We start from the raw sequence: 26,420 nt of genomic DNA on the forward strand, positions 1-26,420 counted from the left end.
TCTCGATCTGACGTCAGCCCATCATGGTCAATTGTGTCCGCTGCTGCGGACACCCAGTAGAACGTCCTCCCACGAAGGCATTGCAGGCTTGCCCTTCTTGTCCTTCTTCGGCGCAGGAGGCTCGTGTCGCTTCGTCTCGGCGACCGCGGGCACCGGGGGCTCGGCGACCTCTGGTGCGGCGTTCTCCGGTGCGAGGTCCTCTGGTGCGGGGTTCTGTGGTGCCGGGGCCTCTGGTGCGACGGTCTCGATCTCACTGTCCGCGGTGGTGCCGTAGTACTCGTCGAAGGATTCCTCGGATGTCTCTTCTTCGATTGCCAGCGAGCGCACCGGAGCGAGTCCGCGCAGCTGCCGTCCGAAGTCCGGGTCGATCAGCTCCGCTGCGGCATCGTCCAGTGCGGTGATGGTGCCACCGTGGCCGTCGGGAAGATATTGCCAATGCGCCTTGTTGGTCGTCCGACCTGCCTGCCACTTCAGCTGAGCTACCCACTTGTTGTCCTCGTCGCGCCACGCGTCCCACGTTGCTTCGCCGAGATGGTGGCCGCGAGCGCGGAACGCAAGCGCGACGATCTCGGCCAGAGTCTGGACGGCAGGGCCGTCGTGACGAAGAGGGTGGCCGGCTTGCGCCATACTGGATGCCTGGGACCGTTCGAGAAGTACCGGATGAGCGAAGACCTCTACCCGGCTCAACGCCATTCCCGATTCGTTTGCAACCTGTTCGACGGTGGCCCCACCGCGGATACGAGCCTGGATCTCCCTGGGCCTGAGCACACTGTCCATTTGGATCTCAATCTGTCCTAGTCGAGCGATGTCGCCGCGAGAGGCCGCGCGGAGCTTGTCGTCGGCTGGAAGCCGGAATTTGTCGCCGGTGGTTGGATCTGCGCAAATGACGTGCTGACCGTCGGGTTCGAGACCGACCACACGTAGATCTCGCACCTTGACCTCCTCATCGCGCCGACTCGCGATATCGTCCTGCTCGACAGTAATCCAATCGTGATCGACGGTGTGTCTCCGACACGCGTCCGGCGTCATCGATGCTCGTGAGTCATGAGCGTAGTCATTGCAGTGTCCTGCTGTGGTGGTTCGGTGATGGCAGCATCAAAAGTGTTGGCGCCCTTGGCTATCGAGTCTGCTTGGATGTAGTACGCGCCGAGCGCGAACCCGATGGTCAGCGCAGCGATGTGCCCGAAGGCCGTAAAGGTCGGGTCGGAGATCGCAGCGACCGCCACGAGCGCCGCCCATCCCACCGCCCAAGCAATCCGCCAGGAGCGGTGGAGATATCGAATCAACGACCCGGCGACCGCAGCAGCGGCATAGCTGACCCCGACGTCGATCGCCATGGCGAGGGAGTCGGCGAGCCAGTCCGCGTGGATGCCGACGAACAGTCCGATCGCCACCAACGCCGTCGCGCCGATGTGTCCGAGCAGGAACGTACAGAAAAATCGCCTCGACCCGGACACCCATTCGGCCACGGCGAACAGGGCGGCAACCGAGGCAAGCCACAACCAGTTCACTTCACCGTCGGTCAAGAACACGCTGGCGACGAGAGTGGCGATACGGCCGTCGGAAAGATTGTGCAGATTGGTGCTCGCCTCGCGGAGTACGTGCCACTGAGCGCGGGGGCGGAGCTGGGACAGAAATATCGCCGAGCCGATGGCAAGCGCGAGATACGTGATGGTGACACGCAACCTGAACAGAGGCGCGAAAACGCGCATCGGGCGCTCCCTCCGAGGTCGTTGCGCTCGCGAACGTATCCGCAAGTGTAAGCCTCTTCGGCAGCGCCCGAGCTGTGAGAGTTCTGCTAACTCAGTGTGGAAACGACCCAATCGATGCTCTTGGTCAGTGCCGTGACGTCGTCCGGTTCGATGGCCGGGAACATCCCGACGCGCAACTGGTTACGTCCGAGCTTGCGGTAAGGCTCGGTGTCGACGACGCCGTTGGCGCGAAGAACCTTGGCAACCTGAGCAGCGTCGACCTTCTCGTCGAAGTCGATGGTGCCCACGACCTGGCTTCGGTGTGCCGGGTTCGACACGAACGGAGTGGCGAAGTCGCTCTTCTCGGCCCAGTCGTACAGGCGCGAAGACGAGTCCGCTGTGCGCTTGGTCGCCCAGTCCAGACCACCCTGGCTGTTGAGCCACTCGATCTGATTGGCGAACATCAGGAGCGTCGCCACTGCGGGGGTGTTGTAGGTCTGGTCCTTGCTGCTGTTGTCGACCGCGATCGGCAACGACAGGAAGTCCGGAACCCAACGGCCCGAAGTCTGGATTTCACTGACGCGCTCGAGTGCAGCCGGGCTCATCAACGCAACCCACAGGCCACCGTCGGCGGCGAAGCACTTCTGCGGAGCGAAGTAGTAGACATCGGAGTCGGCGACATCGACCGGCAGACCGCCCGCACCCGACGTCGCGTCGATCGCGATGAGTGCGTTCTCGGAACCGGCAGGCCGGCTCACCGGGATCGCAACGCCGGTCGACGTCTCGTTGTGTGCCCAGCCGATCAGGTCGACCGACGGATCCGACGTGGGCTCGGGAGCACTGCCTGGTTCTGCCTTGACGACGATCGGATCGCCGATGAACGGGTTGTTCTTGGCGACCGAGGCGAACTTCGAGCTGAATTCGCCGTTGGTGAGGTGCAAAGACTTCTCACGGATGAGTCCGAAGGCCGCGGCATCCCAGAATGCGGTGGTGCCACCGTTGCCGAGAACGACCTCGTAGCCGTCGGGCAGCGTGAACAGGTCCCGTAGGCCACTGCGCACCCGCGCGACGACGTCCTTGACGGGTTTCTGGCGGTGGCTGGTGCCGAAGACGGATGCGCCGACGTCGACCAAGGACTGCAGCTGCTCAGGGCGAACCTTGGAGGGTCCGCAACCGAACCGTCCGTCGGCGGGCAGGAGTTCGGTGGGAATGATCGGCAATTCGGCCATTGAGTAGCGCATCCTAGCGTCGTGGGGATATGGCACCTACAGGGTAGTCGGACCCGTACTCAGGCGATCTGGCCCCACCCGTCGACGGATTCGGGGGTGCGGGGCTCGGGGCCGGTGTAGATGGCTGCCGGGCGTACGAGCTTTCCAAGTCGCTTCTGTTCCATGATGTGCGCGCACCAGCCGGCGGTGCGGCCACAGGTGAACATCGCGGGCATCATGTGCGGGGGAACCTCGGCGAAATCGAGGATCACAGCGGCCCAGAACTCGACGTTGGTTTCGATTGCGCGGTCGGGGCGACGCTCACGCAGTTCGGTGAGCGCGGCCTGCTCGAGTGCGGCAGCGGCCTCGTAGCGGGGTGCACCGAGTCGCTTCGCGGTCGCGCGCAACACTCGGGCGCGGGGATCCTCGGCGCGGTAGACACGGTGCCCGAAGCCCATGAGCTTTTCTTTGCGGTCGAGGATTCCCTTGACGAGTCCGCGGGGATCGTCGGACTTCTCGACCTCTTCGATCATCGGCAGTACTCGGGCCGGAGCGCCACCGTGCAACGGGCCGGACATGGCGCCGATCGCTCCGGACAGTGCCGCGGCGACGTCGGCTCCGGTGGAGGCGATGACTCTCGCGGTGAACGTCGAAGCATTCATACCGTGCTCGGCCGCGGAGACCCAGTAGGCGTCGATGGCCTCGGTGTGTGCCGGGTCCGGGTCACCCTTCCAGCGGGTCATGAAGCGGGCGGTGACGGTGTCGCACTGATCGATCTGCTTCTGCGGCACAGCAGGCTGGTGGATTCCGCGAGCGGACTGTGCGACGTAGGACAGTGCCATCACGGACGCGCGTGCGAGCTGGTCGCGGGCGGTGGCGTCGTCTATGTCCAGTAGCGGCTCGTAGCCCCAGATCGGTGCGAGCATCGCAAGCCCTGCCTGGACGTCGACGCGGACGTCACCGGTGTGGACCGGGAGTGGAAACGGTTCGGCGGGCGGCAGCCCGGAGCCGAATTTCCCGTCGACGAGCAGTGCCCATACGTTGCCGAACGTCACCCGCTTGGATACGAGGTCTTCGATGTCGACGCCGCGATAACGCAGTGCACCGCCGTCTTTGTCCGGTTCAGCGATATCGGTGGTGAAGGCGACGACGCCCTCGAGGCCACTGACGAAATCTTCGGGGACCTGTTGAACAGCCATTGCCTGGACTCTCCTCGTAACCGTAAATGCCCGGCTCCAGCCGTAGTGCCCGGTCCGGGCCGCGTCCGGGCTTTCTCTTCAGGAAGAACTTTAGCCGGTCGTACTCGGGAGTAGCGTCTGGGTTCGTGCCGAACCAAAAACCACACCTTGCCGATTTGCGTGTCGACTACGGCACGGACACCGACCTCGACGTCGGTCGATTGCGGAGCGGTTGGCTGCCGGTGGCACAGGAGTGGTTGACCGAGGCCATCGAGGCGGACATTCCCGAACCGAATGCACTGGTGCTCGCCACCGTCGATGCCGCGGGACATCCGTCCACGCGCACGGTGCTGTGCAAGGGCCTCGACGTGGACGGCGTCGTTTTCTACACAAATTACGACTCCGACAAAGGCAGGCAACTCACCCACACGCCCTATGCGTCCGTGACGTTCCCGTGGATCGGTATCGGGCGTCAGCTGACCATTCGCGGCGCGGTCGAGCGGGTGTCCGCCGAGAACACAGCCGAGTACTTCGCATCACGGCCACGGGGATCGCAGCTGGGTGCGTGGGCATCGCAACAATCGCGCCCGGTGAGTTCGAGGGCAGAGCTCGAGCATGCGCTCGAGGATGTGGACCGAAAGTTCGACGGCCAGGTGGTGCCGGTTCCTCCGCACTGGGGTGGGTTTCGGGTCCTGCCCGACACCGTCGAGTTCTGGCAGGGGCGAACAAACCGTCTGCACAACCGAATTCGGTTCACGGTCGCGACGTCGGAAGTCGAGCGACTTCAGCCGTGACCTGCCTTCATTCGCTATAGAGTCACCGGAGAGGACTCCCAGCATGGACAATGACACCCATGCCTGACGAACGAAGCGCCAGCGAGACCTACAGGTTGGTCAGTGGGAAGTATCGAGCCGAGATCGTCTCCACGGGTGCAGGCCTGCGCATGCTGGAGTTCGACGGCTTGCCGCTGACCGAGACGTTTGCAGCGGGGAAGAAGCCGCCGCTGTCGGCCGGGCTGGTCCTTGCGCCCTGGCCCAACCGAGTCGCCGACGGCAGATTCACCTTCGGCGGCATCGAGCATCAGCTCGAGATCACCGAACCTTCGCGTCACAACGCCAGTCACGGATTCGTGCGACGTGTCGAGTGGAATGTCGTCGATCGGGCGGACGCCCGCGTCGTACAAACGGTGGACATCGGCGAGCAGCAGGGGTGGCCGTATCCGTTGACGCTGACTGTGGCGCACGAGCTGACACCCGACGGTTTGGTCGTGACAGCCACCGCAGAGAACGTCGGAAGCGTTGCTGCTCCGTTCGGTATGGGGTTTCACACCTTCGTTCGCGTCGGGGATGTTCCGCTGGACGAATGCACTCTCGAGTTCTCGGCGGGCACCAGATTGCAGCTCGATCCGAAGCGCATGCTGCCCAACGGACCTTCCGTCGAGACTGCGGGTACGGAGTACGATTTTCGAACGCCGAAGTCGTTGAAGGGTGTCTGGCTGGATACTCCCTTCAGCGCCGAACTGCCCGACGTCGACGGCCATGCCCAGCACATTCTTCGGGCACCGGACGGGACCGCGACGGTGCTGTGGACCGACCGTGAATTCGACTGGGTGCAGGTCTTCACGGCCGATCCTGCGCACGATCAGGCGTATCCGGATCGGGGTCGGGCGTTGGCAATCGAGCCGATGACATGCCCGCCCGACGCGTTGAACTCCGAGATCGATCTACTGGTTCTACAACCGGGACAGTCGTGGTCCGGGACGTGGGGAATGGAGTACCGATCAGCATGACGATCCTCGTCTGTGGCGAAGCCCTCGTCGACCTCGTGCCCGTGCACGAGGGCCCGTTGTTGTCGCCGAAGCTCGGCGGGGGACCGTTCAACGTCGCGGTCACTCTCGGTCGGCTCGGTTCCCCGGTCGCCTTTCTGTCACGGGTGTCGACGGATCCGTTCGGTGAGCAGATTCTCGGCAGCCTTCGCGACGCCGGTGTCGACACGACCTGGGTGCAGCGAGGCGCGGAACCGACGACGTTGGCGATGACGACACTCGCCGACGACGGGAGCGCGCAGTACTCGTTCTATGCCGACGGCACGGCCGACCGTCTCGTGGCGGATCCTGGCCAGCTCCCCGACAAGATCACCGCGCTGTCTTTCGGCACGTTGTCGCTGCTGTACGAACCGGGGGCTTCGGTGTACGCCGCATTGCTTCACCGTGCGCACGCCGCCGGGAAATTGACGATGCTCGATCCGAACATCAGGCCTGCGGCCATCGACAGTCCGAGCGGGGACATCACCGCCGACGGTTTCCGGGCGAGATTCAACACGTGGTTGCCCGCCGTCGACATAGTGAAGGTCTCGGAAGATGATTCCCACTGGCTGGGATCGGGCCCGGAGGGTACTTCGGTCGACGACTGGCTCGCGAGCGGCGTCACAGCAGTGGTGATGACCCGCGGCAGCGCCGGCGTATCGGTGTTCACCGCGAGTGGCGAAATCAGCGTGCCCGGTGTACCAGTGGATGTCGTCGACACCATCGGCGCAGGTGACACCGTTCACGGCGCGTTACTCCACTTCTTGGAAGAGGAGAACATTCTCACATCTGGCGCACTGAGTGAGATGATCAAGGAAGAGTGGGAGCGAGCACTGAGATTCGCCGCACGGGCCGCCGCCATCACGGTTTCGCGTCCGGGAGCAGACCCTCCGTGGGCGTCCGAGGCGCCGAGAGACTAGTTTCTCTATCGACTGAAGATTGTTTCCGATCTAAGTACATGTCCGTTACCAGAGTTCGAGAGGGACCATTCGTGCCCGCTGAGAATGAAGCAAAAGCCACCCTCACCTATCCCGGTGGCGAACACGTCATGTCCATTGCCAAGGCAAGTGAAGGCAACGACGGTATCGAACTGGGAAAGTTGCTGGCTACCACCGGCTACACGACGCTCGATGGTGGTTTCGTCAACACTGCGTCGACGAAGTCGGCCATCACCTACATCGATGGTGACAAGGGCATCCTGCGTTATCGCGGGTACCCGATCGAACAGCTTGCCGGTAAGTCTTCGTTCATCGAGGTCAGCTACCTGCTGATCTACGGCGAGTTGCCCACGGATGATCAGCTCGAGACCTTCACCGACAAGATCCGTCGACACACGCTGCTGCACGAGGACCTCAAGCGGTTCTTCGACGGTTTCCCGCGCAATGCGCACCCGATGCCTGTGTTGTCGAGTGCCGTCAATGCACTGTCGGCGTACTACCAGGATTCGCTGGATCCCGACGACCCCGAGCAGGTGGAGTTGTCGACCATCCGCTTGCTGGCCAAGTTGCCGACCATCGCGGCGTACGCCTACAAGAAGTCCGTCGGTCAGCCGTTCCTGTACCCGGACAACTCGAAGAGCCTGGTGGAGAACTTCCTGCGTATGACGTTCGGCTTCCCGGCCGAGCCGTACGAGGTCGACCCCGAAATCGTCAAGGCACTCGACATGCTTCTCATCCTGCATGCCGATCACGAGCAGAACTGTTCGACGTCGACGGTTCGTCTCGTCGGTTCCTCGGACGCAAACCTGTTCACGTCCATCTCCGGTGGCATCAACGCACTGTGGGGCCCGCTGCACGGCGGCGCCAACCAGGCAGTCCTCGAGATGCTCGACAAGATCAAGGCCGAGGGCGGCGACGCAACCGACTTCGTCAATCGCGTCAAGAACAAGGAAGACGGCGTGAAGCTCATGGGCTTCGGGCATCGCGTCTACAAGAGCTTCGATCCGCGCGCGACGCTGGTGAAGGAAACCGCGCACACGATCCTCTCGAAGCTGGGCAACGGTGACGAACTCCTCGACATCGCGCTCAAGTTGGAAGAGACCGCGTTGACCGACGACTATTTCGTCGAGCGCAAGCTCTACCCGAACGTGGACTTCTACACCGGACTGATCTACCGCGCGATGGGCTTCCCACCGCGCATGTTCACGGTGTTGTTCGCCATGGGCCGGCTTCCCGGCTGGATTGCGCACTGGCGCGAAATGCACGAGGACCCGACCACCAAGATCGGTCGCCCACGTCAGATCTACACCGGTTACACCGAGCGGGACTACAAGGATCTCGGTTCCCGCTAGTACAACCTTCGCGAAAGCCGCCGTCTCCGAAAGGAGTCGGCGGCTTTTGTCGTATCCGGCCAGTTCAAGAGCCGAAGGGCTAGAACTGCCGACGGTTCGCCAGTACCGGAAGCTTCGCGCGGATCGGTGCTACGAGTGCGGCGTCGATATCGACGGTGAGCAGGCCAGGGGTCGCGTCGAGTTCGCCGAGAACCTCGCCGGTCGGGGAGCTGACGACGCTGTGGCCGACGCCGAGTGGGGCTGTGCCCCCGGCGTTGTCGGGTTCGGCTTGATCGCAGGCGGCGACGAAGGCGGTGGAGTCGAGCGCCCGCGCTCGCGCCAGCAGTGACCACTGTTCGACCTTGCCGGGACCGGAACCCCAGGACGCCGGCACGACGATCAGTTCCGCACCCAGATCCCCGAGCCGCTGGAACAGCGCCGGGAACCGCAAGTCGTAACAGGTGGCGAACCCGACGGTGACGTCGTCGATCGTGAGAACCAGTGGATCGGACCCAGGTGCGACGGTGTCGGATTCGGCGAAACCGAAGGCGTCGAACAGGTGGATCTTGTCGTAGTGCGCTTCGGTGGTGGGGCCGGTGATCAGTAGGGTGTTGCCGACTCTGCCGTTGTCGGCCGGGGTGAACATGCCTGCCACGACGGTGATCCCGATCCGCTGCGCGATCTCGCGGACTGCGTCGGCCCACGGGCCGTCGAGGGATTCGGCGACGCCTCGAATCGGACCAGAGAAGCATCGCATCATCGCCTCGGGGAACACGACGAGTGATGATCCGGCTGCGGCAGCAGCACGGGTGTGTGTCTCGATGATCTTCAGGTTGTCGGCCGGTTCGGTACCGCTGGTGACTTGCGCGAGGCTGATCCGGATCGTTCTGCTCATCTTCGATCTCCTGATTGACGTTTCTCGAGTGCTGTTCGCAATCGTATGCAATCACTGCTTCGAGCGGATCTGCGATCGCCGATCGCGTGCTCAGGATCGAGCTCACCGATGGTAATGCGCTGACCTGCTGAAATGATGCAATTCTCATACCTGCTCCGATCCGCTGACCTGCACAACGTAAAGTCGAGCGAATGACGAAACCAGTGATCGAGTTTCAGGCTGGACCTCCCCCCACCGATCTGGTCGTGGTGGACCTGGTCGAAGGTGACGGTGCCGAGGCTGTTGCAGGCGGCGATGTGGAAGTTCACTACATCGGTGTCGAGTTCGACTCCGGTGAAGAGTTCGACTCCTCCTGGAGTCGCGGAGAGTCGATTCAGTTCCCGCTGCGCGGACTGATTCAGGGCTGGCAGGACGGAATTCCCGGAATGAAGGTCGGCGGCCGACGTCAGCTGACCATCCCACCCGAGCTCGCATACGGTCCCGCAGGCGCAGGCCACCGCCTCTCCGGCAAGACCCTCGTGTTCGTGATCGACCTGCTCGACGTCAAATAAGCTTTTCGGGCTCACCGAGGGTTCACTTCAGGGTCTGGTCTTCGAGTTCGAGAACCAACCTGGCACCGCCCAGAGGGCTGTCGGTGAAATAAGCACGGCCACCGTGCAACTCGGCCTGTTGCTCGACGAGCGCCAGGCCGAGTCCCGAACCACCCTTGGCTGCGGCGGCGCCGCGGTAGAAGCGTTCGAAGACAGAACTCCGCTCCTCTTCCGGCAGGCCCGTTCCGTTGTCGTCGACGATGACGGTGACGAGGGTGCCGTCCCGTTCGATCGTGATGGTCACCGCGTCGGCGCCGCCGTGGCGCACTGCGTTGGTCAGCGCATTGCCCATCGCCAGCCGAAGTCCGGTGGGGAGAGCGCGCATGGACACCGAGGGTTCGGAGTCGATGTGTACCGCCAATCCTCGATGTTGCCGAATGGCGTCCTGTGCGGCGATGTCGCAGATCTCGACCACATCGGTCGGGACGCGGTCGCTGTCGCTCGACAACTCGCCAGAGGCCAGCCGTTCGAGCGCACCGAGAGTAGTTTCCACTCGCCCCTGGGTGCGCTCGAGGTCTCCCAGAATCTCCTGTCGCTGAGCAGGTCCGAGATCGAGTGTGCTGAGGACCTCGATATCGGTGCGCATTGCTGTCAGCGGAGTGCGTAGCTCGTGCGCAGATACTGCGGCGAAATCGCGGGCAGTGGACAGTGCGGCGTTCGTGCGGTCCTGGGCGTCGTTGACGCGTTGGAGCATTCCGCCGATGGCGATGGCGAGTTCGTCGGCCTCGCGTACCCCGGTTTTCGTGTCGGGTGGCATCGGCGGTTGGGCGCTGACCTGGCGAGTCAGCTCGACCAGCGGTCGGACCGCGCGTCCGCCGAACAGCCAGCCGAGACCGGTCGAGACGGCGATCGCGCACAGTCCGACGAAGATGACTTGCTTCTGTTGCTCGTCGGTGACCTGCTGTGCTTCGATGGCCGGCACCCCGATAGCGATCGAAATATCCACCAGGGACACAGTTTTGGTCGTGTAGACCCGAAATCGCTGACCGTTCACATCGACGGTGGCCGAACCTTCTCCCAGATCGGGAAGCTGGATGGGTGTCGATGCACGGACGGTATCGCCGGTTCGGATCGTCACGGCGAATGCCGCGGACAGTTGATCGAGGAATGTCTCGAGCACAGCAGCATTGGGAACGAGCGCCTGTGATGCCGTCGTCAACCTCTCGTCGAGCTGATTGACGTTGTTGCGTGAAATAGCAACCGAGGTCACCACTGCGAGAGCTGCAACGACGAGGGTGGCGCCCAGCGCCGTTGCTGCGGCGACGCGCGCGCGCAACGAAAACCTCACGAGGGCACCCGAAGAACGAATCCGACGCCGCGGACCGTGTGCAGCACCCGAGGCGCGCCGCCGACTTCCATCTTTCGACGCAGGTATCCGACGAAGACGTCGACCACGTTGGTGTCGGCTACGAAGTCGTAGCCCCAGACGAGTTCGAGCAACCGCTCGCGCGTGAGCACGACGCCCTTGTTGCGAGCAAGAATAGCCAGCAACTCGAATTCCCTTTTCGTGAGGTCGAGTTCGCGGCCGCCACTGTGCGCGCGGTAGCCGGGCAGATCTACGGACAGTTCACCGATCGAGATCTCCGAAGTCGATGCCGGGGCGGGCGGGGGCGCACTGGCTCGCCTTCGCAGCATGGCGTTGATACGGGCGACGAGCTCGGCAAGTACGAAAGGTTTGGTCAGATAGTCGTCGGCGCCGGATTCGAGACCGGATATTCGATCGTCGACCGACGCGCGCGCACTCAGCACGCAGATCGGCACGTCGTTGCCCATCGCGCGCAGGGCCTTCACGACACTCGCACCGTCGAGAATCGGCATGTTGATGTCCAGGACGACGACGTCCGGCGACCGACTCGAGACCACGGTCAGAGCCGCTGCGCCGTCGGCAGCGGTGATCACCGTGAATCCGGAGAGCTGAAGTCCTCGTTGGAGCGAGGACAGGACGTCGTCGTCGTCGTCGACTACTAGCACTGTCGCAGATTCGGGCACTGCCCCATTGTGCCTAGGCTGCCCAGCTGTCGACGGTCAACTGGCGTTCTTCGGGCGTTTTCGCGAAGAACTCCTCGAGCGCGCTTCGGCGCCTGAGGTCGGTGTCGAGCGACCACGCTACGGCGGGCGCCTGCGCGTACAGGGCCTGGTAGTACTTCTCGAAGGTGCAGGTGCTGTTGACCAAGGACTGTGCGCCGGGGAATTTCGGTGTAGTTCTCATGAAAGAGTTCCTCTCTCTTGGGGTATTTCCCAAGGTAGGAGGCATTCTTACGGCCACTGTGAAGGCCGAGTGGGAGTTCTATGAGAATCGTTCGCCGAGGTCTGTGACGTCGACGACATCGCCTACGTGGGTTCGGTCGCCTCCCGCCTTCTTGGCGGTGTACATCGCCTCGTCCGCCGCGCACATGAGCCGATTCAACAACAGTGTCGAGTCGATCGCGAGTGTGCTCGGCACCGGCGCCGACAGTGATATCCCGACGCTCGCGGTCACCGGTGGTTGCGAGCTGGTCCGCACGACCGTCCGAAGACACTCGGCCCGGTGAGACAACTCCGCCGGTCGGCCCGCGACTCGACGTTCCATCACCACGAACTCCTCGCCGCCCACGCGGGCAACAGAGGCATCGGGAATCGCCTCACTCAGAGCCCTCGACACGGCCACCAGTACGGCATCACCGGCTTGGTGGCCGTGGGCGTCGTTGACCGATTTGAATCCGTCCAGGTCGAGAAGGTAGACGACGAAGATCGTGCCGTCCTCCGATCCCGGCCGTCGGATCTCGCGATGAAGGCCGCGTCGGTTGAGGGTGCCGGTCAACGAATCGAATTCGGAGGCCTCGGCGTCGACGGTCAGGATGCCCATCAAGAGCAGAGTCATGATCGGCACCGTGCTGATCACGGCCAGGATGGTGGTGGCGATCGTGATCACTTGAATGGGCGGAGTGCCGTCGGTGATCTCTCGGATCGAGATGATCAGCACGACAGTGGCGGCCGAGGCCATGGCAAGTGCGAAGACACGGGAACCGTGAAAGAACACGACATAGCCGAGGATGGCTGCGTACGAAGAGCAGGCCATCAGTCCGAGGAGTGGGCCAGGCATCGTGAGGGCTGCCTCTCCCAGGAAGATGCAACTGGTGGTGACGAAGCACAGAGAGAGCCGAACATCGAGCCAGGGCTGTGCCCGCCAGAGCAGAACGGCCCATCCGGTGTCGACGACGATGACGACAATTGCCATCGCCATCAGATGCGGTTCGCCGGACGGATCTTCTCCCAACCGGAACAGCAGGGGTTGCATGCCGAGGACGAGCAACGTGACGACCACCGCGACCCGGGTACTTCGCATGAGGCCGCGGTCGACGAGATAGTCGGTGAACATGTCGTATCGGTGCGCCGACTTCCAGATCCGAACCGATTCTGCGCGTGCCCGTGCGATCGAGGTGGCAGGGGTGCGTCTCACTGACATGAAGAGCGACAGTCCATTCTCACCCAACGAACCGGGTGGTCGGTTACTTGAAGATACTTCCACTATCCAGGATTGTGCGGAGTGGGGATGGGTAAGACTGAACTTATGACTCTCGTGTGGTTCCGCCGTGATCTTCGACTGGGCGACCTGCCGACCATCACAGCCGCAGCGGATTCGGGCGATCCGATGCTTGGGCTCTTCGTCCTGGACGATCGGCTGTTGAAAACCTCCGGCGGGCCCCGCCGCGACTTTCTCTTCCGCAGCCTGGCAGCTCTCGACGAGCAGATGGGCGGCCGACTACTCGTCGTCCACGGTGATCCCGAGACCGTGGTGCCGGAAGTAGCCCGGGCGATCGAAGCCGAGAGCGTCCATGTCAGTGCCGACTACGGTCCCTACGGACGTGAGCGGGACGAACGCGTCGGGAAGCAGGTGTCTTTGGTGACGACGGGATCGCCGTATGCCGTGGCACCAGGGCGGGTCGTCAAGAGCGACGGTGAGCCGTACAAGGTCTTCACTCCCTATTTTCGGCAATGGCTGGATCACGGCTGGCGGGGACCTGCCGATACCTCGGCATCGACGCTCGACTGGATCGACCCCGCCGACGTGTCCGGTCCGCGGAGGGTGCAGATTCCCACCGAGGAGGACGGCTCGGACTTCGCTGCCGGTGAGAAGGCCGCGTCGACCCAGTGGAGTGAGTTCCTCGAGCGAGTGAAGGGATACGACGATGAGCGCAATCGTCCCGACCTCGATGCAACGAGCCGAATGTCGGTCTACCTCAAGTACGGCAACATCCACCCGCGGACCATGCTGAAAGACCTGGGTGCGCTACGCAGTGAGGGCTCGGCCGCGTATCGACGGCAGATCGCCTGGCGAGATTTTTACGCGGACATACTGTTTCAGCGACCTGACAGTGCGCGTGAGAATTATGTGAAGAAGTTCGACAAGATCGAACTCGACTCCGGAAAACAGGCGGACGAGATGTTCGCGGCATGGTGCGAGGGGCGTACCGGATTCCCGATCGTCGATGCCGGAATGCGGCAGTTGAATTCGGAGAAGTGGATGCACAATCGCGTACGGATGATAGTCGCGTCGTTCCTCGTCAAGGACCTTCATCTTCCTTGGTGGCGAGGCGCACGCTATTTCATGAACACCCTGGTCGACGGCGATCTTGCCAGCAATCAGCACGGGTGGCAGTGGACCGCGGGATCGGGCACCGATGCCTCGCCGTACTTTCGGGTGTTCAACCCGATCACGCAGGGCGAGAAGTTCGATCCGACCGGAGATTACGTGCGGCGTTGGGTTCCCGAACTGCGCGGGGAGCAGGGGAAAGCCGTGCACACCTTGAAGTTCGGACGCCCAGCGGCTTACCCGGATCCGATCGTCGATCACAAGCATGAACGTGAGGTGGCCATCGCGAGGTTCAAGGCGCTCTAGCATTCGAGGTGCTCTAGCGTCGACGCGAGACGCCGACCCCGACGAGGCAGATTGCCCCACCCACCACTGCGAGGTAGTGCGGAATCTCCCCGAGTAGAAGCCACGCCAACGTGATGGTGATCGGTGGTACCGCGTAGGTGGTGACGCCGAGGCGGCCGGCATCCATGCGTGTCAGCGCGTACGCCCAGGTGCTGAAGGCCAATGCAGTCGGTATCAACCCGAGATAGAGCAGACCACCGACAGCGGCTCCCGACGCATCGGCGAGGTCGCCGATCAGAGCCGGCGCGAAGGGGAGTGTGCACAGAGTTCCGATCGCGCACGCCATCCACGTCACCTGCAGGCCAGGTACGGAACGCAGTACCGGCTTCTGGCTCAGTACACCGATCGCATACGTCACTGCTGACACCAGACACAATGCGATGCCGAAGAACCCGGCGTCGGTCTTCGTCGTATCACTAGTGGTGAGAGCGGTAGTGACCCCGACCATGACGGCACCCGCGAACGCAATGGCCGCACCGATGACGAGCCATCGAGGAAAGCCCTCGCCGAGGAGCAGGCCCGCGAACAGTGCAACCAGAATCGGGCCGATCTGAATGAGCATCGACGTGGTCCCGGCATCGACGCGCTGCTCGGCCGCGTTGAGTGCGACGTTGTAGATCGCGAACCAGAACACCCCGATGCTGAGAATCTGTAGCCACTGAGTTCGGTTCGGCCGGACCCACTTGCCCTGAAGCAGCAGAATCGACCCCAACACCGTGCTCCCGATCAACAACCGGCCCAGTGCGAGTGGCCCAGCGCCGAACGAGGTCCCGACACCGCGGATCGCCACGAACGCCGACGCCCATGCCACCACCGTTGTGACCACGGCAGCGACGGCGAGCCAGTCTGCTTTCGGTGAGGTACCGAGCTTGCTCATGACGAGGACGCTACTGTGGCCGAGCGGATCTGGGCGCGCGAACCTCGCCGTCAGTGTCGGAGGAGCTTCTCCAGCGCATCCAGTACCGCCGGATCCTCGATGGTCGAGGGAACGCCGTACTCGTCCCCGGCGACGATCTGACGCATCGTCTTGCGCAGTATCTTTCCTGACCGTGTCTTCGGGAGCGCGCCGACGATGGTGACGTCGCGGAAGGTCGCGAGCGCCCCGATCTGTTCTCGCACCATGGCCACCAGTTCGGTGCGGAGCTGGTCCTCGGTGATCTGCTCACCCGCCTTGAGGACTACGTAACCGCTCGGGCGTTGGCCTTTGAGATCGTCGTGGATGCCGATCACCGCGCACTCGGCGACAGCCGGATGGCCCGCGAGCACCGCCTCCATCGCGCCGGTCGACAATCGATGTCCGGCAACGTTGATGACGTCATCACTGCGGCCGAGCACGTAGACGTAGCCGTCGGAATCGATGTACCCGGAGTCTCCGGTGAGGTAGTACCCTGGAAACGTTTCGAGATATGAACTGCGGAAACGTGATTCGTCGTTCCACAACCCGAGCAGGGTGCCCGGTGGCAATGGCAGTTCGATGACGATATTGCCTTCCTCGCCCGCCGAGACGGGGTTGCCGACGGCATCGAGAATGCCGACGCGAAAGCCAGGCACCGGCACTGTCGGCGAACCGGACTTGATCGGAAGTGGTTCCAAGCCGAGCAGATTGGCGCAGATCGGCCACCCGGTCTCGGTCTGCCACCAATGGTCCACGACCGGAATGTTCAGGATGCGGCACGACCATTCGTAGGTGTCCGGATCGAGCCGCTCACCCGCTACGAACAACATCTTCAGCGAGGAAACGTCGTACTTGCTCAGCTCCGCTGCCTGCGGGTCCACCTTGCGAATCGCGCGCAGGGCAGTGGGCGCAGTGAAGAGCGCCCGAACACCATGATCGGCAACGACACGCCAGAACGCCCCGGCATCCGGCGTCCCAACGGGTTTGCCCTCGTACAGAACTGTCGTCGCTCCGGCGAAGAGGGGACCGTAGACGATGTAGGAGTGTCCGACGACCCAGCCGACATCAGAAGCCGTCCACATGACCTGGCCTGCCCCGACGTCGTAGATGTTGCTCATCGACCACGTCAAAGCGACGGCGTGCCCACCGTTGTCGCGGACGACGCCCTTCGGTTTACCGGTGGTGCCAGAGGTGTAGAGGATGTACAGCGGATCGGTCGCCTGCACCGGGATCGGATCGGCGTCGGTGGCGCCGGCGACCTCGGTGTCCCAATCGAGCCAGTCGTGTTCGGTCGGTATCCCGTCGCGGGCTTTGACAATGACCTTCGGTGGTGCGGCCGTGGACATGTCGAGAGCCTTGGCGATGAGTGGGAGGTACTCGATGACGCGGGCCGGTTCGAAGCCACCGCTCGCCGTCACCAGCAGGGTGGGCTTCGCGTCGTCGATGCGTGCGGCAAGCTCCTTCGCGGCGAACCCACCGAAGACAACCGAATGCACGGCGCCGATGCGTGCGCACGCCAGCATCGCGACCACGGCCTCGGGGATCATCGGCATGTAGACCACGACACGATCGCCGACCCGTACGCCATGCGCGAGCAGGACTCCGGCGAACCGTGACACTTCGCCCAGAAGTTCGGCGTAACTGTAGGTGCGCTGCACACCGATCATCGCGGAGTCGTAGATCAGCGCGGCCCGGTCGCCGTGGCCTGCGCGAACGTGGCGGTCGAGCGCGTTGTAGCAGGTGTTGAGGGTGCCGTCGGCGAACCATCGCTCACCGTCGAACGCCGTCGTCGGGGCGCTGTTCCAGTCGACGGCCTGCGCGGCGTCGAGCCAGAATTCCTCGCGTCGGTCGATGCTGTTGTCGAATGCTGTCCGGTATTCGCCGCTCATGGGGCAACCCTAGTTGGGCGTCGGTTGCATGTGGGTACTTCTCCGGTGGTCGCCGAGAATTGCACACTATCGGCGCGGATCGCCGGAATACCGTCGGATTGGGCCGAAAGTATGCGCTGAGGCACCCGAGAATATGCGCTGAGGCACCCGAAACTGTGGATGGACAGGAGTTGTCCACAGTTTCGAGATCGCCTCTACCGCGAAGCGGTCCCGTCGGCAACGGTGTACGCCATGGGGGTTCGTACATCAGCACAACTGATCGCGGTGGGGGTGAGCCGCGGGAATATCGCCTCTCGCGTGCGCTCGGGGAAGTTGATCAGAGTTCTACCGCAGGTCTACGACGACGAGAAGCCTGACTATCTGGGCCTGTGCACAGCCGTGACGCTGTGGAAACCGGGTGCGGTGATCAGCCATTTGTCCGCGGCGTGGCTGTGGGGGCTCATCGAGTACGAGCCTGCGCATGTCGAGGCGACCGTGGACCCGTCGGGCCAGGTTCGATGCCCCGACTGGATTCGGCTCTATCGACGCACACTCCCGACGGTTACGGCATATCGGGGGTTGCGGGTCGTCACGATCGAGCAGACCTTCCTGGACGTGTCGGTGACGCTGCCGAAGCCCCAGTTGGAACAGTTCTTCGACGCTGCGATCGACATGCACATTCCCTAGCACAGAGTCGCCGAATTCTGCGCGACCACAGGTGGTATGAACGGTACGACTGCGCTGCGAGAACAGCTTCGACGGTGCTGCCCGGGTACCCGTTCGGAACCTGAGCGACGCGTGCCCAGGGCATTGACCACGCGCAACTTTCGTATGGAGATCAATGCGAGAGTCGGCCGGTTCTACGGTGACCTCGTGGACTTCCGCGCTCGCGTCATCGTGGAGATCGACGGGCGCGCTTTTCACATCGATCCGGCGACATTCACCAGCGATCGTCGACGGCAGAACACATTGGTACTGGACGGGTGGCTGGTGCTGCCATATTCGGCGGCGACGGTGATGTCGGATCTTGACGGTGTGGTCGAGGAGATCATGACGGTCGTGCGGAGGAGACGAAAGTCGACCAACTCTCCACCGCCGGCCGAGACGTTCTAGCGCTGGTCCCGAAGTCCCAAGGTCCGATAGCGGCTCAGGCGGGTGGTCAACCGCGTGCCCGGAATCTGCTGACTCAGGTCTTGTAGTTCGCGCACGATGGCCCCGGCGACGCGAAGCGAGAAGTCGATCGGTTCTGTGGCCGCATCGGGGCTTTCAGGGATGATGGCGTCCACGATTCCCTCACGAAGGAGATCGACGGATCGGATGCCCTGCGACTCGGCCATGTCGGCGGCATGGCTGGTGTCGCGGTGCACGATGGCACTTGCACCTTCCGGCGGCAGTGGTGCGAGCCAGGCGTTCTCCGCGCACAATGTGCGGTCCGCCGGTAGCAACGCCAGGGCGCCACCACCGGTGCCTTGCCCCAGAAGCACCGACACCGTGGGCGTGTCGAGGGTGACGAGATCGGATATGCAGCGGGCGATCTCGGGCGCAAGGCCACCTTCTTCCGCCTCCTTCGACAGCGCTGCGCCGAACGTGTCGATCACCAGAACCAGCGGAATCGACAGTTCTTCGGCGAGCCGCATGCCGCGTCTAGCTTCGCGGAGCGCACCCGGGCCCATCGTGGCGGTGACGCTGTGGCTGCTGCGATCGTTGCCGAAGAGGACACACGCGATTCCTCGAAATCGGCAAAGCGACAAAAGAATTGTGGTGTCGGATTCGCCTTGGCCGGTACCGCTCAGTGGAACCTGTTCGGTGGCTGCATGTTCCAGCAATTCGCGAACCCCGGGGCGGTCGGGTCGACGGGAGGAGATCACCGACTGCCACGCCGTGCGCTCTTCGATGTCTGCGACCAGCGGCGCGGGTTCGAGTGTGACGGCCCGTGCTGCATCACCTGCGACGACGCGCAGGATCCGCACGAGCAGATGGCGCAGATTCGCCACCGGAACCACGCCGTCGATGACGCCGCGTCGATACAGGTTCTCGGCCGTCTGGACGCCCTCGGGGAAGGGCTTGTCGTAGAGCGCCTGGTACACGCGTGGTCCGAGAAATCCGATGAGCGCGCCGGGTTCGGCTACCGTCACGTGCGCCAACGAACCCCACGAAGCGAATACTCCGCCGGTCGTCGGGTTTCGCAGATAAACCAGGTAGGGCAGTCCCGCCTGCTTGTGCATCGTGACGGCGGCTGCGATCTTGACCATCTGCACGAAGGCGAGAGTGCCCTCCTGCATCCGGGTGCCACCGGACGTCGGCGACGCGATCAGTGGCAGCTTTTCGGCCGTGGCACGTTCGATTGCAACGACGATCCGTTCGGCAGCGGCCACACCGATCGACCCCGCCAAGAAGCCGAACTCGCACGCGATGACCGCCACCCGACGGCCGTCGACCGTGCCGGAGCCGGTCAGGACCGATTCGTCGACGCCAGTCTTGTCCCGGGCTGCCTCGAGATCTGCCGCGTAGGCGGGGCCGGGGGAGACGTCGAGGGGAGTGGTGTCCCAGGAGACGAACGATCCGCCGTCGAGAACTGCATCGAGTATCTCGGCGGCGGACGTTCGTGTGCTCATGGTGGGAAGCTTAGCGAGCGAACGCTTCTTTCCACGTGACGGTCTTGCCGATGCGCAGGATGGACCGTTGGTAGATCTTCGCGGCGACGACGGCGAGGGCCGCGGTGGTCGCGAGCATGATCAGCGCGGTTCCGACAATTTGGTAGACCGGCGCGACTCCGGCGGCGATGCGTAGCGGCATCATGACTGCGGAGAACGGTGGGATCCAACTCAGCACACTGCTCAGGGTGCTCTCCGGATCGCCGACGGAATAGAAGGCGGAGAAGAACATTGCCATGATCAGCAGTAGTAGTGGCATGGTCGTGGAGTTGACGTCCTCCTGCCGCGAGACCATCGACCCGCCCGCCGCATAGAGCACTGCGAAGAAGGCGAAGCCGAGGATGAACCAGCCGAGGGTACCGGCGAACACGCTGATCGCGGCACCGGTGACGGTCAGAACTCCGGTGGCGAGGCCAGTGCCGACTCCCGCGATTCCGTACAGGGCGAGTTGAAGGATTCCGACGGCGCCGATGCCGATTATCTTGCCCCACAGCAGCTGTAGTGGCCGCACGGTCGATAGCAGCAATTCGACGACACGCGAGGACTTTTCCTCGACGACGCCCATCGCGACGTACATACCGAAGCCGATGATCTGCGCGTAGAGGATGAACACTGCGGACAGTGCCAGTGCAGTGCGCTGTCCCGCTTCGGGATCGGGCGGATCGATGGCGTCGACGGTGACGGTCGCTGACGTGGTGGCGGCGGTCAATTCGGCGCGATCGGCACCCTGCGCTTCGAGCGCGATGTCGGTCGCCTGGCTCTGGACGCTGCTTTCGATGATGGCCCGTAGTGTTCCGGTCAGTTCGGAATCGGTGATCGCGGTGTAGGCCCCTGCATTCTCGGGCACGAGTGCCACGGCAACGTCACCCGATTCGACGCCGCTCCGCGCGGCAGCAGCATCGGAGAGTTCGCGGACCTCGACTGGATTGCCGACGGCATCCCCGGTGGCCTGCAGTACCGCCGCTATCGACTGATCACCGACGACGCCGATGACGTCGCGGTCGTCGTCACCGCCGGAGAATATGGAGAAGGCAATGATGCCTCCGACGATGGCGGCGAGGATGATGATGTTGCTGATGACGAAGCTCTTCTTCATCACCTGTACCGCGAACTCGCGCTTGGCGATCAAACGTACAGCTCGGGTCGATGTCAGTTTTTCGCTCATGCCACTACCGCCTCTCGGAACAGATCACTGAGCGATGGTTTGTGGACGGAAAATTCGTGTACCGGGCCGGTGGCCAGTGCGGCATGTAGAACGTCCTGATCGGAGGCGCCTTGTTTCAGGCTGAGCACGAAGTGTCCGTCGCGATGACTCAGGGTGGTGACTCCGGCAATGCTGTCGGCCCATCCTTCGGTGGCACCAGGCGCATGCACCTGCAACTGAGCGTCGCCGGATCCGCGGAGCTCGTCGACGGTTCCGACTGCCCGCATCGACCCGGCGGCGATGATGCCGACCCGATCGCACAATCGCTGTACCAAGTCGAGTTGATGGCTCGAGAAGATGACGGGGACTCCTGCGGCGGCTTTCTCGCGTAGTACCTCGCTCATGACATCGACAGCTACTGGATCCAATCCGGAGAATGGTTCGTCGAGAACGAGAACAGCGGGATCGTGTACGAGGGCCGCGGCGAGCTGCACGCGTTGTTGATTGCCCAGACTCAGTGCGTCGACGGTATCGCCGAGTCGTGAGGATATTCCGAGTCGCTCGGTCCAGCGTTGTACTGCGTCCTTGGCAACGGAAGACGAGAGACCATGCAGCTCTGCAAGATACGCCAGCTGCGGGCCGACCTTCATCTTGGGATAGAGCCCGCGTTCCTCGGGCATGTAGCCGATGGTGCGGCGCACTTCGAGGTCCACGGGCTTTCCGCCGAGCAGGACCTGTCCGGAGTCGGCGGACAGTACGCCGAGCGCGATGCGCATGGTGGTGGTTTTACCTGCACCGTTGCTGCCCACGAAGCCGAACAGTTCGCCAGGGCGGACGTCGAAGCTCAGTGCGTCGAGGGCGACCGTGTCGCCGTATCGTTTGGAGATGGAGTCGATCGTGAGGGTGCTCATGATCCCTTTCGGTCAGAGGTCTTCTGGATCGGGGTCGGGGGTTATCCAGGCGAGAATCAAAGCGGGAGAGCAGATTCCGGCCAGCAATGCGGTCAGCGTCCAGAGCGCTCCCGCGTAGGCGAGACGATCGTTCTCGATCCAGGTCGAGAGGAAGATCGACGCCATGACCGCCACCAGCACCAGGCCCTGGGTCACTGTCAGCCCGATCGAGCGAGCTTCGTTGCGCTGCTGGACTTCCCACTCGTCGAGTGCGCCCGCCGGCGCGTCACTGTGCCGACCGGACACTGTCTGCAGCATCGTCCACAAGACGAGGAACGCCGCCGTGGCCGGCAGCCAGGCGATGGGAGCGTACTGCCAGAACAGGGACAGAATCGAGATCACCAGGAGCGTGAAGAGAACGGCAACGACGGAAACCCCGAGGATGCGTCGACGCCGCTGGGTGCGCCACGTCGGGAGCCAGTGTCGCGTTTTGGCGTCGTTCTCGAGGAAGCGTCTGGTTCGAAAGGCCTGGTAGCGGGTCAAAATGTCCGCGGCGTCGGGTGTGGTCATGGGTTTTTCTCCCTTCGATACAACTCTGCGGAGAGCGGTCCGAACTCTTCTCGCGAGAACACTGCTTCCACGGGTAGGTGGAAGACGTCGCACATTCGCAATGCGAGATCGAGACTCGGGTAGTGGTCACCACGTTCGAGGGCGCCCACGGTCTGGGGGTTTACTTCGACGAGTTCGGCAAGTTGCGCGCGGCTCATCTTTCGTTCTGCCCGCAGGACTCCCACCCGGTTGTAAATCGGGAGCGTGTTCCCACGCTTTATGGGGCTCATGTATCAAAGTGTTGTATAAACCCAACGATTCGTCAACCTTACATTTCTGACAACTTCCCGTCGGACATCACCCAGCGTCGCGTACTGCGCACCGTGGAGAGCATTCGTCGATCATGCGTGACCAGCAGCAATGTTCCTTCGAAGTTCTCCATCGCCCGCTCGAGTTGCTCGATCGCCGGGAGGTCCAGATGGTTCGTCGGCTCGTCGAGTACCAAGAGATTGACCCCTCGCGCCTGCAACAAGGCCAGGGCGGCACGGGTTCGTTCACCCGGAGACAATGATCCTGCGGGCCTCAGTGCGTCGTCTCCACGGAGACCGAATTTCGCCAACAGAGTCCGGACTTCAGCGTCGGGCCACTCAGGAACTGCGGCGCTCAACGAGTCTGACACCGTCGCAACACCAGTGAAAAGCTCACGTGCCTGGTCGATTTCGCCGATCGCGACACCCGAACCCAGTGACGCGGTGCCCTCGTCCGGCACCAGCTTGCCCAGTAGTACCGACAGCAACGTCGTCTTACCCGACCCGTTCTCGCCGGTGATCAGAATGCGATCACCCCACTCGATCTGCGTCGTCACCGGTCCGAAAGTGAACGCCGGCCGAGAAACCACGGCACCGCTCAGCACCGAAACGACGGTGCCGCTGCGCGGCGCGCTCGCGATCTCCATCCGCAGTTCCCACTCCTTGCGCGGTTCCTCCACGACTTCGAGCCGCTCGATTCTGCGTTGGGTCTGTCGAGCCTTCGCCGCCTGCTTCTCGGTCGATTCGGCACGAGTCTTACGCGCGATCTTGTCGTTGTCGGGCGCTTTGCGACGAGCGTTGCGAACCCCGGACTCCATCCAGTTGCGCTGCATCTGGGCGCGAGACTCCAGCGAGGACTTGGTGTCGGCGAACTCGTCGTACTTCTCGCGCGCATGCTGCCGAGCGATCTCACGCTCGTCCAGATACGACTGATAGCTGCCGTCGTAGACGTCGATTCGGTGCTGCGCCCGATCCAGTTCGACTATGCCGGTGACCGTGCGCTCGAGGAACTCACGATCGTGACTGACCACGACGATCGCCGCGCGGGTGTCGACGACGAATCGTTCCAACTGTTCCAACCCAGCGAGGTCGAGATCGTTGGTCGGCTCGTCGAGAAGCAGGATGTCGTAACGGGCCAGCAGGATCGCTGCCAACCCGGCTCGGGCCGCCTGCCCACCGGAGAGCGAGGTCATCAAGACCTCTCCACCGGTGTCGAGACCCAATTCTGCCAAGACCTTCTCGGTGCGCTCGGCCAGATCGGCACCGCCGAGCGCGAGCCACCGCTCCAGCGCCGGGGTGTACAAATCCTTACCATCGCCGGATCCGAGTGCTTCCGCCGCAGCGTTCATCGACTCCTCGGCCAGCATGACGCCCGTCCGACGGCCGAGGAACTCGACAACCTTCTCACCAGGAACGCGCTCGGGTTCCTGCGCGAGATAGCCGACAGTGGCATCGGGCGGAGAGGTATAGATATCGCCCTCGAAATCTGCGGTTCCGACGCCTGCCAACAGCGTCAACAAGGTGGACTTACCGGCTCCGTTGGCACCGACCAAACCGATGACATCGCCTTCGGTGACGGTGAGGAAAAGGCCGGAGAAAAGCGTTCGGTCTCCGTGGAAAGCCGCAAGATCATCCACGCGCAAGGTTGCAGTCACGCCGCAAGTATCCAACGGGTCGTTCCGCAGGCTCCACTCCCGGTATCTCGTGGGTCGTTCCGCAGGCTCCACTCCCGGTATCCCAGGCCTTCGGAAACAGACTCGTCACCCCTCGGGAACAGACTCGCCCGGTCACCCGTTGGCACTCGTATGACCTTTTCTTCCGAGACCAGTACCGTCCCGACAATTGTGCTCAACGACGGGCATGCAATTCCGCAGCTCGGATTCGGTGTGTGGCAGGTTCCGGACGACGGTGCCCAAGCCGCCGTGACCGAAGCGCTGGAGGTCGGCTACCGCAGCATCGATACAGCGAAGGTGTACGAAAACGAGACCGGCACCGGTAAGGCCGTCGCGGAGTCCGGAATCGCCCGCGACGAGCTGTTCATCACCACGAAGCTGTGGAACGACGACCAGGGATACGACTCGACGCTGAAGGCGTTCGACGCCAGTATGGCCAGGCTCGGGCTCGATTACCTGGACCTGTACCTCATTCATTGGCAGCAGCTCGGCCGCAACAAGTACATCGAGACGTTCAAGGCTTTCCAGAAGCTGAAGGCAGATGGCCGTATCGGTTCCATCGGCGTCTCGAACTTCACCATCCCGACGCTCGAGAGGCTGATCGAGGAGGTCGGGGAGACCCCGTCGGTGAACCAGGTCGAGGTTCATCCGCACTTCGTGCAGACCGAACTGCGCGCGTTCCATACCGAGAAGGGGATCGCTACCGAGGCGTGGAGTCCGCTGGGTTCCGGAACCGTCCTGGACGACCCGGCGCTCGCCCCGATCGCCGAGGCCCACGGGGTAACTCCAGCTCAGGTAGTGCTTCGTTGGCACATCCAGCACGGAAACGTGGTGATCCCCAAGTCGGTGACTCCGAAGCGGATCGCGAGCAACTTCGACGTGTTCGGCTTCACGCTGACCAACGAAGAAGTAGCGCAGATCAATGCACTCGACTCGGTCGACGGACGTACCGGCCCTGATCCGGACAAGTTCAGCAGCTAGTTCGCCACTAGGGTGGCCCCATGGCCGAACCGCTTGCAGGCAAGACGATCGCCCTCACGGCCGAGCGCCGAGCAGAAGAGTTCGCGGTGATGCTCGAGCGTCGCGGTGCGGCCACGGTGCACGTGCCCGCGATTCACGTGTTGCCGCTGCTCGACGATTCCGAGCTGCGTGAGGTGACCTCGGGCATCATCGCGCAGCCACCGGAGATGGTGGTGATCAGCACGGCCGTCGGTTTTCGTGGGTGGCTCGACGCGGCGAAGGGGTGGAACACCGAAGACGAGCTCCTCGAAGCGCTTCGGGCCTCGCGCATTGTTGCGCGAGGCCCGAAGGCGCGGGGCGCGATCCGCGGCGTCGGCCTACGTGAGGAGTGGTCGCCGACCACCGAAGCATCACAGGAAGTGGCCGACCACCTCGAAGCCGAAGGTATTGCCGGAGTTGATGTTGCAGTCCAACTGCACGGCACCATCACCGAATGGGAACCGACGATTCATTTGAGCGAATCGCTAGCCGGACTCGGCGCGAGGGTGCGTCCCATTCCCGTCTACCGCTGGATCCGGCCGGTGGATCAGCGCCCACTGGTGGACTTGTTGGTCAAGATTGCCGATCACGACGTCGACGCCGTCACCTTCACCAGTGCCCCGGCCGTCGCGTCGCTGCTGTCGACGGCGAAGGACAACGGGATGCTCGAACAGTTTCTGGCGGCGCTGAAGGGCCCGGTCGCCGCGATCTGTGTCGGTCCGGTCACCTCTGCGCCCCTCGATGTACTCGGTGTCCCGACGCGGATGCCGGACCGCGCGCGGCTGGGCAGTCTCGCCAAGTTCGTCGTCGAGGAGTTGAGTGACTAGCCGCTCCGTCCCGCCTGATGGGACAGATGCTGGGCCCTGTCGAGTTCTGCGCATAACGTC

At 63.2% G+C, this 26,420-nt stretch carries 27 protein-coding genes; 10 read left to right on the forward strand and 17 right to left on the reverse strand.

The genetic code is table 11. The features are described from left to right. Nucleotides 1-27 precede the first annotated feature (27 nt). From sepH to QMK32_RS08510, 4 genes are all read right to left on the reverse strand, one after another. Nucleotides 28-933, reverse strand: coding sequence for a septation protein SepH (gene sepH, locus QMK32_RS08495; protein ID WP_283474723.1), 906 nt, complete (start codon nt 931-933; stop codon nt 28-30). A 92-nt stretch (nt 934-1,025) separates the two neighbouring features. Further along, complete coding sequence (locus tag QMK32_RS08500; RefSeq protein WP_283474297.1) at nt 1,026-1,712, reverse strand: rhomboid-like protein; 687 nt, start codon at nt 1,710-1,712, stop codon at nt 1,026-1,028. 86 nt (nt 1,713-1,798) lie between these two features. Continuing rightward, a complete protein-coding gene (gene serC, locus QMK32_RS08505; protein ID WP_269301168.1) occupies nt 1,799-2,920 on the reverse strand; it encodes a phosphoserine transaminase in 1,122 nt (373 codons plus the stop codon). A 59-nt stretch (nt 2,921-2,979) separates the two neighbouring features. Next, nucleotides 2,980-4,098 carry a citrate synthase 2 gene (locus tag QMK32_RS08510; protein ID WP_283474299.1) on the reverse strand — a complete coding sequence of 373 codons (1,119 nt, stop codon included), beginning with the start codon at nt 4,096-4,098 and terminating at the stop codon, nt 2,980-2,982. Nucleotides 4,099-4,253: 155 nt separating this feature from the next. On the opposite strand from QMK32_RS08510, the gene pdxH reads away from it, so the two are divergent. From pdxH to QMK32_RS08530, 4 genes are all read left to right on the forward strand, one after another. Continuing rightward, on the forward strand, nt 4,254-4,871 hold the full coding sequence (gene pdxH / locus QMK32_RS08515) for a pyridoxamine 5'-phosphate oxidase (RefSeq protein WP_269301757.1): 618 nt from the start codon (nt 4,254-4,256) through the stop codon (nt 4,869-4,871). A 59-nt stretch (nt 4,872-4,930) separates the two neighbouring features. Continuing rightward, nucleotides 4,931-5,866, forward strand: a complete 936-nt coding sequence (locus QMK32_RS08520) for an aldose 1-epimerase family protein (RefSeq protein ID WP_283474301.1) — start codon at nt 4,931-4,933, stop codon at nt 5,864-5,866. Continuing rightward, entirely contained in the window at nt 5,863-6,801 is a 939-nt protein-coding gene (locus QMK32_RS08525) for a carbohydrate kinase family protein (protein WP_283474303.1), read from the forward strand. Before QMK32_RS08520 ends, QMK32_RS08525 begins: the two co-directional genes overlap by 4 nt. Before the next feature lie 71 nt (nt 6,802-6,872). Further along, nucleotides 6,873-8,171, forward strand: coding sequence for a citrate synthase (locus tag QMK32_RS08530; protein ID WP_269301164.1), 1,299 nt, complete (start codon nt 6,873-6,875; stop codon nt 8,169-8,171). A gap of 79 nt (nt 8,172-8,250) precedes the next feature. Here QMK32_RS08530 and QMK32_RS08535 read toward each other — a convergent pair whose 3' ends face one another. Next, the gene (locus QMK32_RS08535) at nt 8,251-9,045 is read right to left on the reverse strand and encodes a carbon-nitrogen hydrolase family protein (protein WP_283474305.1); all 795 of its coding nucleotides are present in this window, start codon (nt 9,043-9,045) and stop codon (nt 8,251-8,253) included. Between the two features lie 191 nt (nt 9,046-9,236). On the opposite strand from QMK32_RS08535, the gene QMK32_RS08540 reads away from it, so the two are divergent. After that, entirely contained in the window at nt 9,237-9,596 is a 360-nt protein-coding gene (locus tag QMK32_RS08540) for an FKBP-type peptidyl-prolyl cis-trans isomerase (protein ID WP_084347584.1), read from the forward strand. A gap of 22 nt (nt 9,597-9,618) precedes the next feature. On the opposite strand, the gene QMK32_RS08545 is transcribed toward QMK32_RS08540, so the two are convergent. From QMK32_RS08545 to QMK32_RS08560, 4 genes are all read right to left on the reverse strand, one after another. Next, nucleotides 9,619-10,923 (reverse strand): sensor histidine kinase, encoded by a 1,305-nt coding sequence (locus QMK32_RS08545; protein WP_283474308.1) that lies wholly within the window; start codon nt 10,921-10,923, stop codon nt 9,619-9,621. Continuing rightward, complete coding sequence (locus tag QMK32_RS08550; protein ID WP_283474309.1) at nt 10,920-11,624, reverse strand: response regulator transcription factor; 705 nt, start codon at nt 11,622-11,624, stop codon at nt 10,920-10,922. The genes QMK32_RS08545 and QMK32_RS08550 overlap by 4 nt, the downstream gene beginning before the upstream one ends. 13 nt (nt 11,625-11,637) lie before the next feature. Further along, nucleotides 11,638-11,844 (reverse strand): hypothetical protein, encoded by a 207-nt coding sequence (locus QMK32_RS08555; RefSeq protein ID WP_084347590.1) that lies wholly within the window; start codon nt 11,842-11,844, stop codon nt 11,638-11,640. 78 nt (nt 11,845-11,922) lie between these two features. Beyond that, a complete protein-coding gene (locus tag QMK32_RS08560; protein ID WP_283474310.1) occupies nt 11,923-13,080 on the reverse strand; it encodes a GGDEF domain-containing protein in 1,158 nt (385 codons plus the stop codon). A gap of 105 nt (nt 13,081-13,185) precedes the next feature. Here QMK32_RS08560 and QMK32_RS08565 point away from each other — a divergent pair, with 105 nt between their 5' ends. Continuing rightward, on the forward strand, nt 13,186-14,514 hold the full coding sequence (locus tag QMK32_RS08565; protein WP_283474311.1) for a cryptochrome/photolyase family protein: 1,329 nt from the start codon (nt 13,186-13,188) through the stop codon (nt 14,512-14,514). 13 nt (nt 14,515-14,527) lie between these two features. On the opposite strand, the gene QMK32_RS08570 is transcribed toward QMK32_RS08565, so the two are convergent. After that, nucleotides 14,528-15,430, reverse strand: coding sequence for a DMT family transporter (locus QMK32_RS08570; RefSeq protein WP_269301157.1), 903 nt, complete (start codon nt 15,428-15,430; stop codon nt 14,528-14,530). Between the two features lie 50 nt (nt 15,431-15,480). Next, nucleotides 15,481-17,337, reverse strand: coding sequence for an AMP-binding protein (locus QMK32_RS08575; RefSeq protein WP_283474312.1), 1,857 nt, complete (start codon nt 17,335-17,337; stop codon nt 15,481-15,483). A gap of 231 nt (nt 17,338-17,568) precedes the next feature. Between QMK32_RS08575 and QMK32_RS25250 the strand changes: the two genes are divergently transcribed. Together QMK32_RS25250 and QMK32_RS25255 are read left to right on the forward strand one after the other, a co-directional pair. Then, on the forward strand, nt 17,569-18,003 hold the full coding sequence (locus QMK32_RS25250) for a type IV toxin-antitoxin system AbiEi family antitoxin domain-containing protein (protein WP_349307551.1): 435 nt from the start codon (nt 17,569-17,571) through the stop codon (nt 18,001-18,003). Between the two features lie 36 nt (nt 18,004-18,039). After that, a complete protein-coding gene (locus QMK32_RS25255) occupies nt 18,040-18,429 on the forward strand; it encodes an endonuclease domain-containing protein (protein WP_349307552.1) in 390 nt (129 codons plus the stop codon). Here QMK32_RS25255 and QMK32_RS08585 read toward each other — a convergent pair. The 6 genes from QMK32_RS08585 to QMK32_RS08610 are packed head-to-tail and all read right to left on the reverse strand — an operon-like array spanning nt 18,426 to nt 24,516. Then, nucleotides 18,426-19,931 carry a carboxyl transferase domain-containing protein gene (locus QMK32_RS08585; protein WP_283474314.1) on the reverse strand — a complete coding sequence of 502 codons (1,506 nt, stop codon included), beginning with the start codon at nt 19,929-19,931 and terminating at the stop codon, nt 18,426-18,428. The two genes, QMK32_RS25255 and QMK32_RS08585, sit on opposite strands and share 4 nt — an antisense overlap. 10 nt (nt 19,932-19,941) lie before the next feature. Continuing rightward, the gene (locus QMK32_RS08590; protein ID WP_283474315.1) at nt 19,942-21,135 is read right to left on the reverse strand and encodes an ABC transporter permease; all 1,194 of its coding nucleotides are present in this window, start codon (nt 21,133-21,135) and stop codon (nt 19,942-19,944) included. Continuing rightward, nucleotides 21,132-22,025, reverse strand: coding sequence for an ABC transporter ATP-binding protein (locus QMK32_RS08595; protein ID WP_269301151.1), 894 nt, complete (start codon nt 22,023-22,025; stop codon nt 21,132-21,134). The genes QMK32_RS08590 and QMK32_RS08595 overlap by 4 nt, the downstream gene beginning before the upstream one ends. 12 nt (nt 22,026-22,037) lie before the next feature. Continuing rightward, nucleotides 22,038-22,574: a hypothetical protein gene (locus QMK32_RS08600; protein ID WP_283474317.1), complete on the reverse strand. Its 537-nt coding sequence runs from the start codon at nt 22,572-22,574 to the stop codon at nt 22,038-22,040. Further along, nucleotides 22,571-22,843, reverse strand: coding sequence for a helix-turn-helix transcriptional regulator (locus QMK32_RS08605; protein ID WP_269301149.1), 273 nt, complete (start codon nt 22,841-22,843; stop codon nt 22,571-22,573). Before QMK32_RS08605 ends, QMK32_RS08600 begins: the two co-directional genes overlap by 4 nt. A gap of 38 nt (nt 22,844-22,881) precedes the next feature. Further along, entirely contained in the window at nt 22,882-24,516 is a 1,635-nt protein-coding gene (locus tag QMK32_RS08610; protein ID WP_283474320.1) for an ABC-F family ATP-binding cassette domain-containing protein, read from the reverse strand. 150 nt (nt 24,517-24,666) lie between these two features. Between QMK32_RS08610 and QMK32_RS08615 the strand changes: the two genes are divergently transcribed. Both QMK32_RS08615 and QMK32_RS08620 read left to right on the forward strand, forming a co-directional pair. Continuing rightward, nucleotides 24,667-25,515, forward strand: coding sequence for an aldo/keto reductase (locus QMK32_RS08615; RefSeq protein ID WP_283474322.1), 849 nt, complete (start codon nt 24,667-24,669; stop codon nt 25,513-25,515). A gap of 20 nt (nt 25,516-25,535) precedes the next feature. Beyond that, complete coding sequence (locus tag QMK32_RS08620) at nt 25,536-26,360, forward strand: uroporphyrinogen-III synthase (protein WP_283474323.1); 825 nt, start codon at nt 25,536-25,538, stop codon at nt 26,358-26,360. The last annotated feature ends 60 nt before the right edge of the window (nt 26,361-26,420 follow it).

It is taken from the genome of Rhodococcus sp. H29-C3, from assembly GCF_030063405.1.
Classification (GTDB): domain Bacteria; phylum Actinomycetota; class Actinomycetes; order Mycobacteriales; family Mycobacteriaceae; genus Rhodococcoides.

What these genes read in the sequence shown, in the direction of transcription:
- QMK32_RS08575 (WP_283474312.1), bottom strand. Translation starts at nt 17,337, where the DNA reads ATGAGCGGCGAATACCGGACAGCATTCGACAACAGCATCGACCGACGC.
- QMK32_RS08500 (WP_283474297.1), bottom strand. Translation starts at nt 1,712, where the DNA reads ATGCGCGTTTTCGCGCCTCTGTTCAGGTTGCGTGTCACCATCACGTAT.
- QMK32_RS08615 (WP_283474322.1), top strand. Translation starts at nt 24,667, where the DNA reads ATGACCTTTTCTTCCGAGACCAGTACCGTCCCGACAATTGTGCTCAAC.
- QMK32_RS08600 (WP_283474317.1), bottom strand. Translation starts at nt 22,574, where the DNA reads ATGACCACACCCGACGCCGCGGACATTTTGACCCGCTACCAGGCCTTT.
- QMK32_RS08520 (WP_283474301.1), top strand. Translation starts at nt 4,931, where the DNA reads ATGCCTGACGAACGAAGCGCCAGCGAGACCTACAGGTTGGTCAGTGGG.
- QMK32_RS08590 (WP_283474315.1), bottom strand. Translation starts at nt 21,135, where the DNA reads ATGAGCGAAAAACTGACATCGACCCGAGCTGTACGTTTGATCGCCAAG.
- QMK32_RS08585 (WP_283474314.1), bottom strand. Translation starts at nt 19,931, where the DNA reads ATGAGCACACGAACGTCCGCCGCCGAGATACTCGATGCAGTTCTCGAC.
- QMK32_RS25250 (WP_349307551.1), top strand. Translation starts at nt 17,569, where the DNA reads ATGGGGGTTCGTACATCAGCACAACTGATCGCGGTGGGGGTGAGCCGC.
- QMK32_RS08570 (WP_269301157.1), bottom strand. Translation starts at nt 15,430, where the DNA reads ATGAGCAAGCTCGGTACCTCACCGAAAGCAGACTGGCTCGCCGTCGCT.
- QMK32_RS08605 (WP_269301149.1), bottom strand. Translation starts at nt 22,843, where the DNA reads ATGAGCCCCATAAAGCGTGGGAACACGCTCCCGATTTACAACCGGGTG.
- QMK32_RS25255 (WP_349307552.1), top strand. Translation starts at nt 18,040, where the DNA reads ATGAACGGTACGACTGCGCTGCGAGAACAGCTTCGACGGTGCTGCCCG.
- QMK32_RS08540 (WP_084347584.1), top strand. Translation starts at nt 9,237, where the DNA reads ATGACGAAACCAGTGATCGAGTTTCAGGCTGGACCTCCCCCCACCGAT.
- QMK32_RS08555 (WP_084347590.1), bottom strand. Translation starts at nt 11,844, where the DNA reads ATGAGAACTACACCGAAATTCCCCGGCGCACAGTCCTTGGTCAACAGC.
- QMK32_RS08560 (WP_283474310.1), bottom strand. Translation starts at nt 13,080, where the DNA reads ATGTCAGTGAGACGCACCCCTGCCACCTCGATCGCACGGGCACGCGCA.
- QMK32_RS08595 (WP_269301151.1), bottom strand. Translation starts at nt 22,025, where the DNA reads ATGAGCACCCTCACGATCGACTCCATCTCCAAACGATACGGCGACACG.
- QMK32_RS08565 (WP_283474311.1), top strand. Translation starts at nt 13,186, where the DNA reads ATGACTCTCGTGTGGTTCCGCCGTGATCTTCGACTGGGCGACCTGCCG.
- QMK32_RS08510 (WP_283474299.1), bottom strand. Translation starts at nt 4,098, where the DNA reads ATGGCTGTTCAACAGGTCCCCGAAGATTTCGTCAGTGGCCTCGAGGGC.
- QMK32_RS08620 (WP_283474323.1), top strand. Translation starts at nt 25,536, where the DNA reads ATGGCCGAACCGCTTGCAGGCAAGACGATCGCCCTCACGGCCGAGCGC.
- QMK32_RS08535 (WP_283474305.1), bottom strand. Translation starts at nt 9,045, where the DNA reads ATGAGCAGAACGATCCGGATCAGCCTCGCGCAAGTCACCAGCGGTACC.
- QMK32_RS08525 (WP_283474303.1), top strand. Translation starts at nt 5,863, where the DNA reads ATGACGATCCTCGTCTGTGGCGAAGCCCTCGTCGACCTCGTGCCCGTG.
- serC (WP_269301168.1), bottom strand. Translation starts at nt 2,920, where the DNA reads ATGGCCGAATTGCCGATCATTCCCACCGAACTCCTGCCCGCCGACGGA.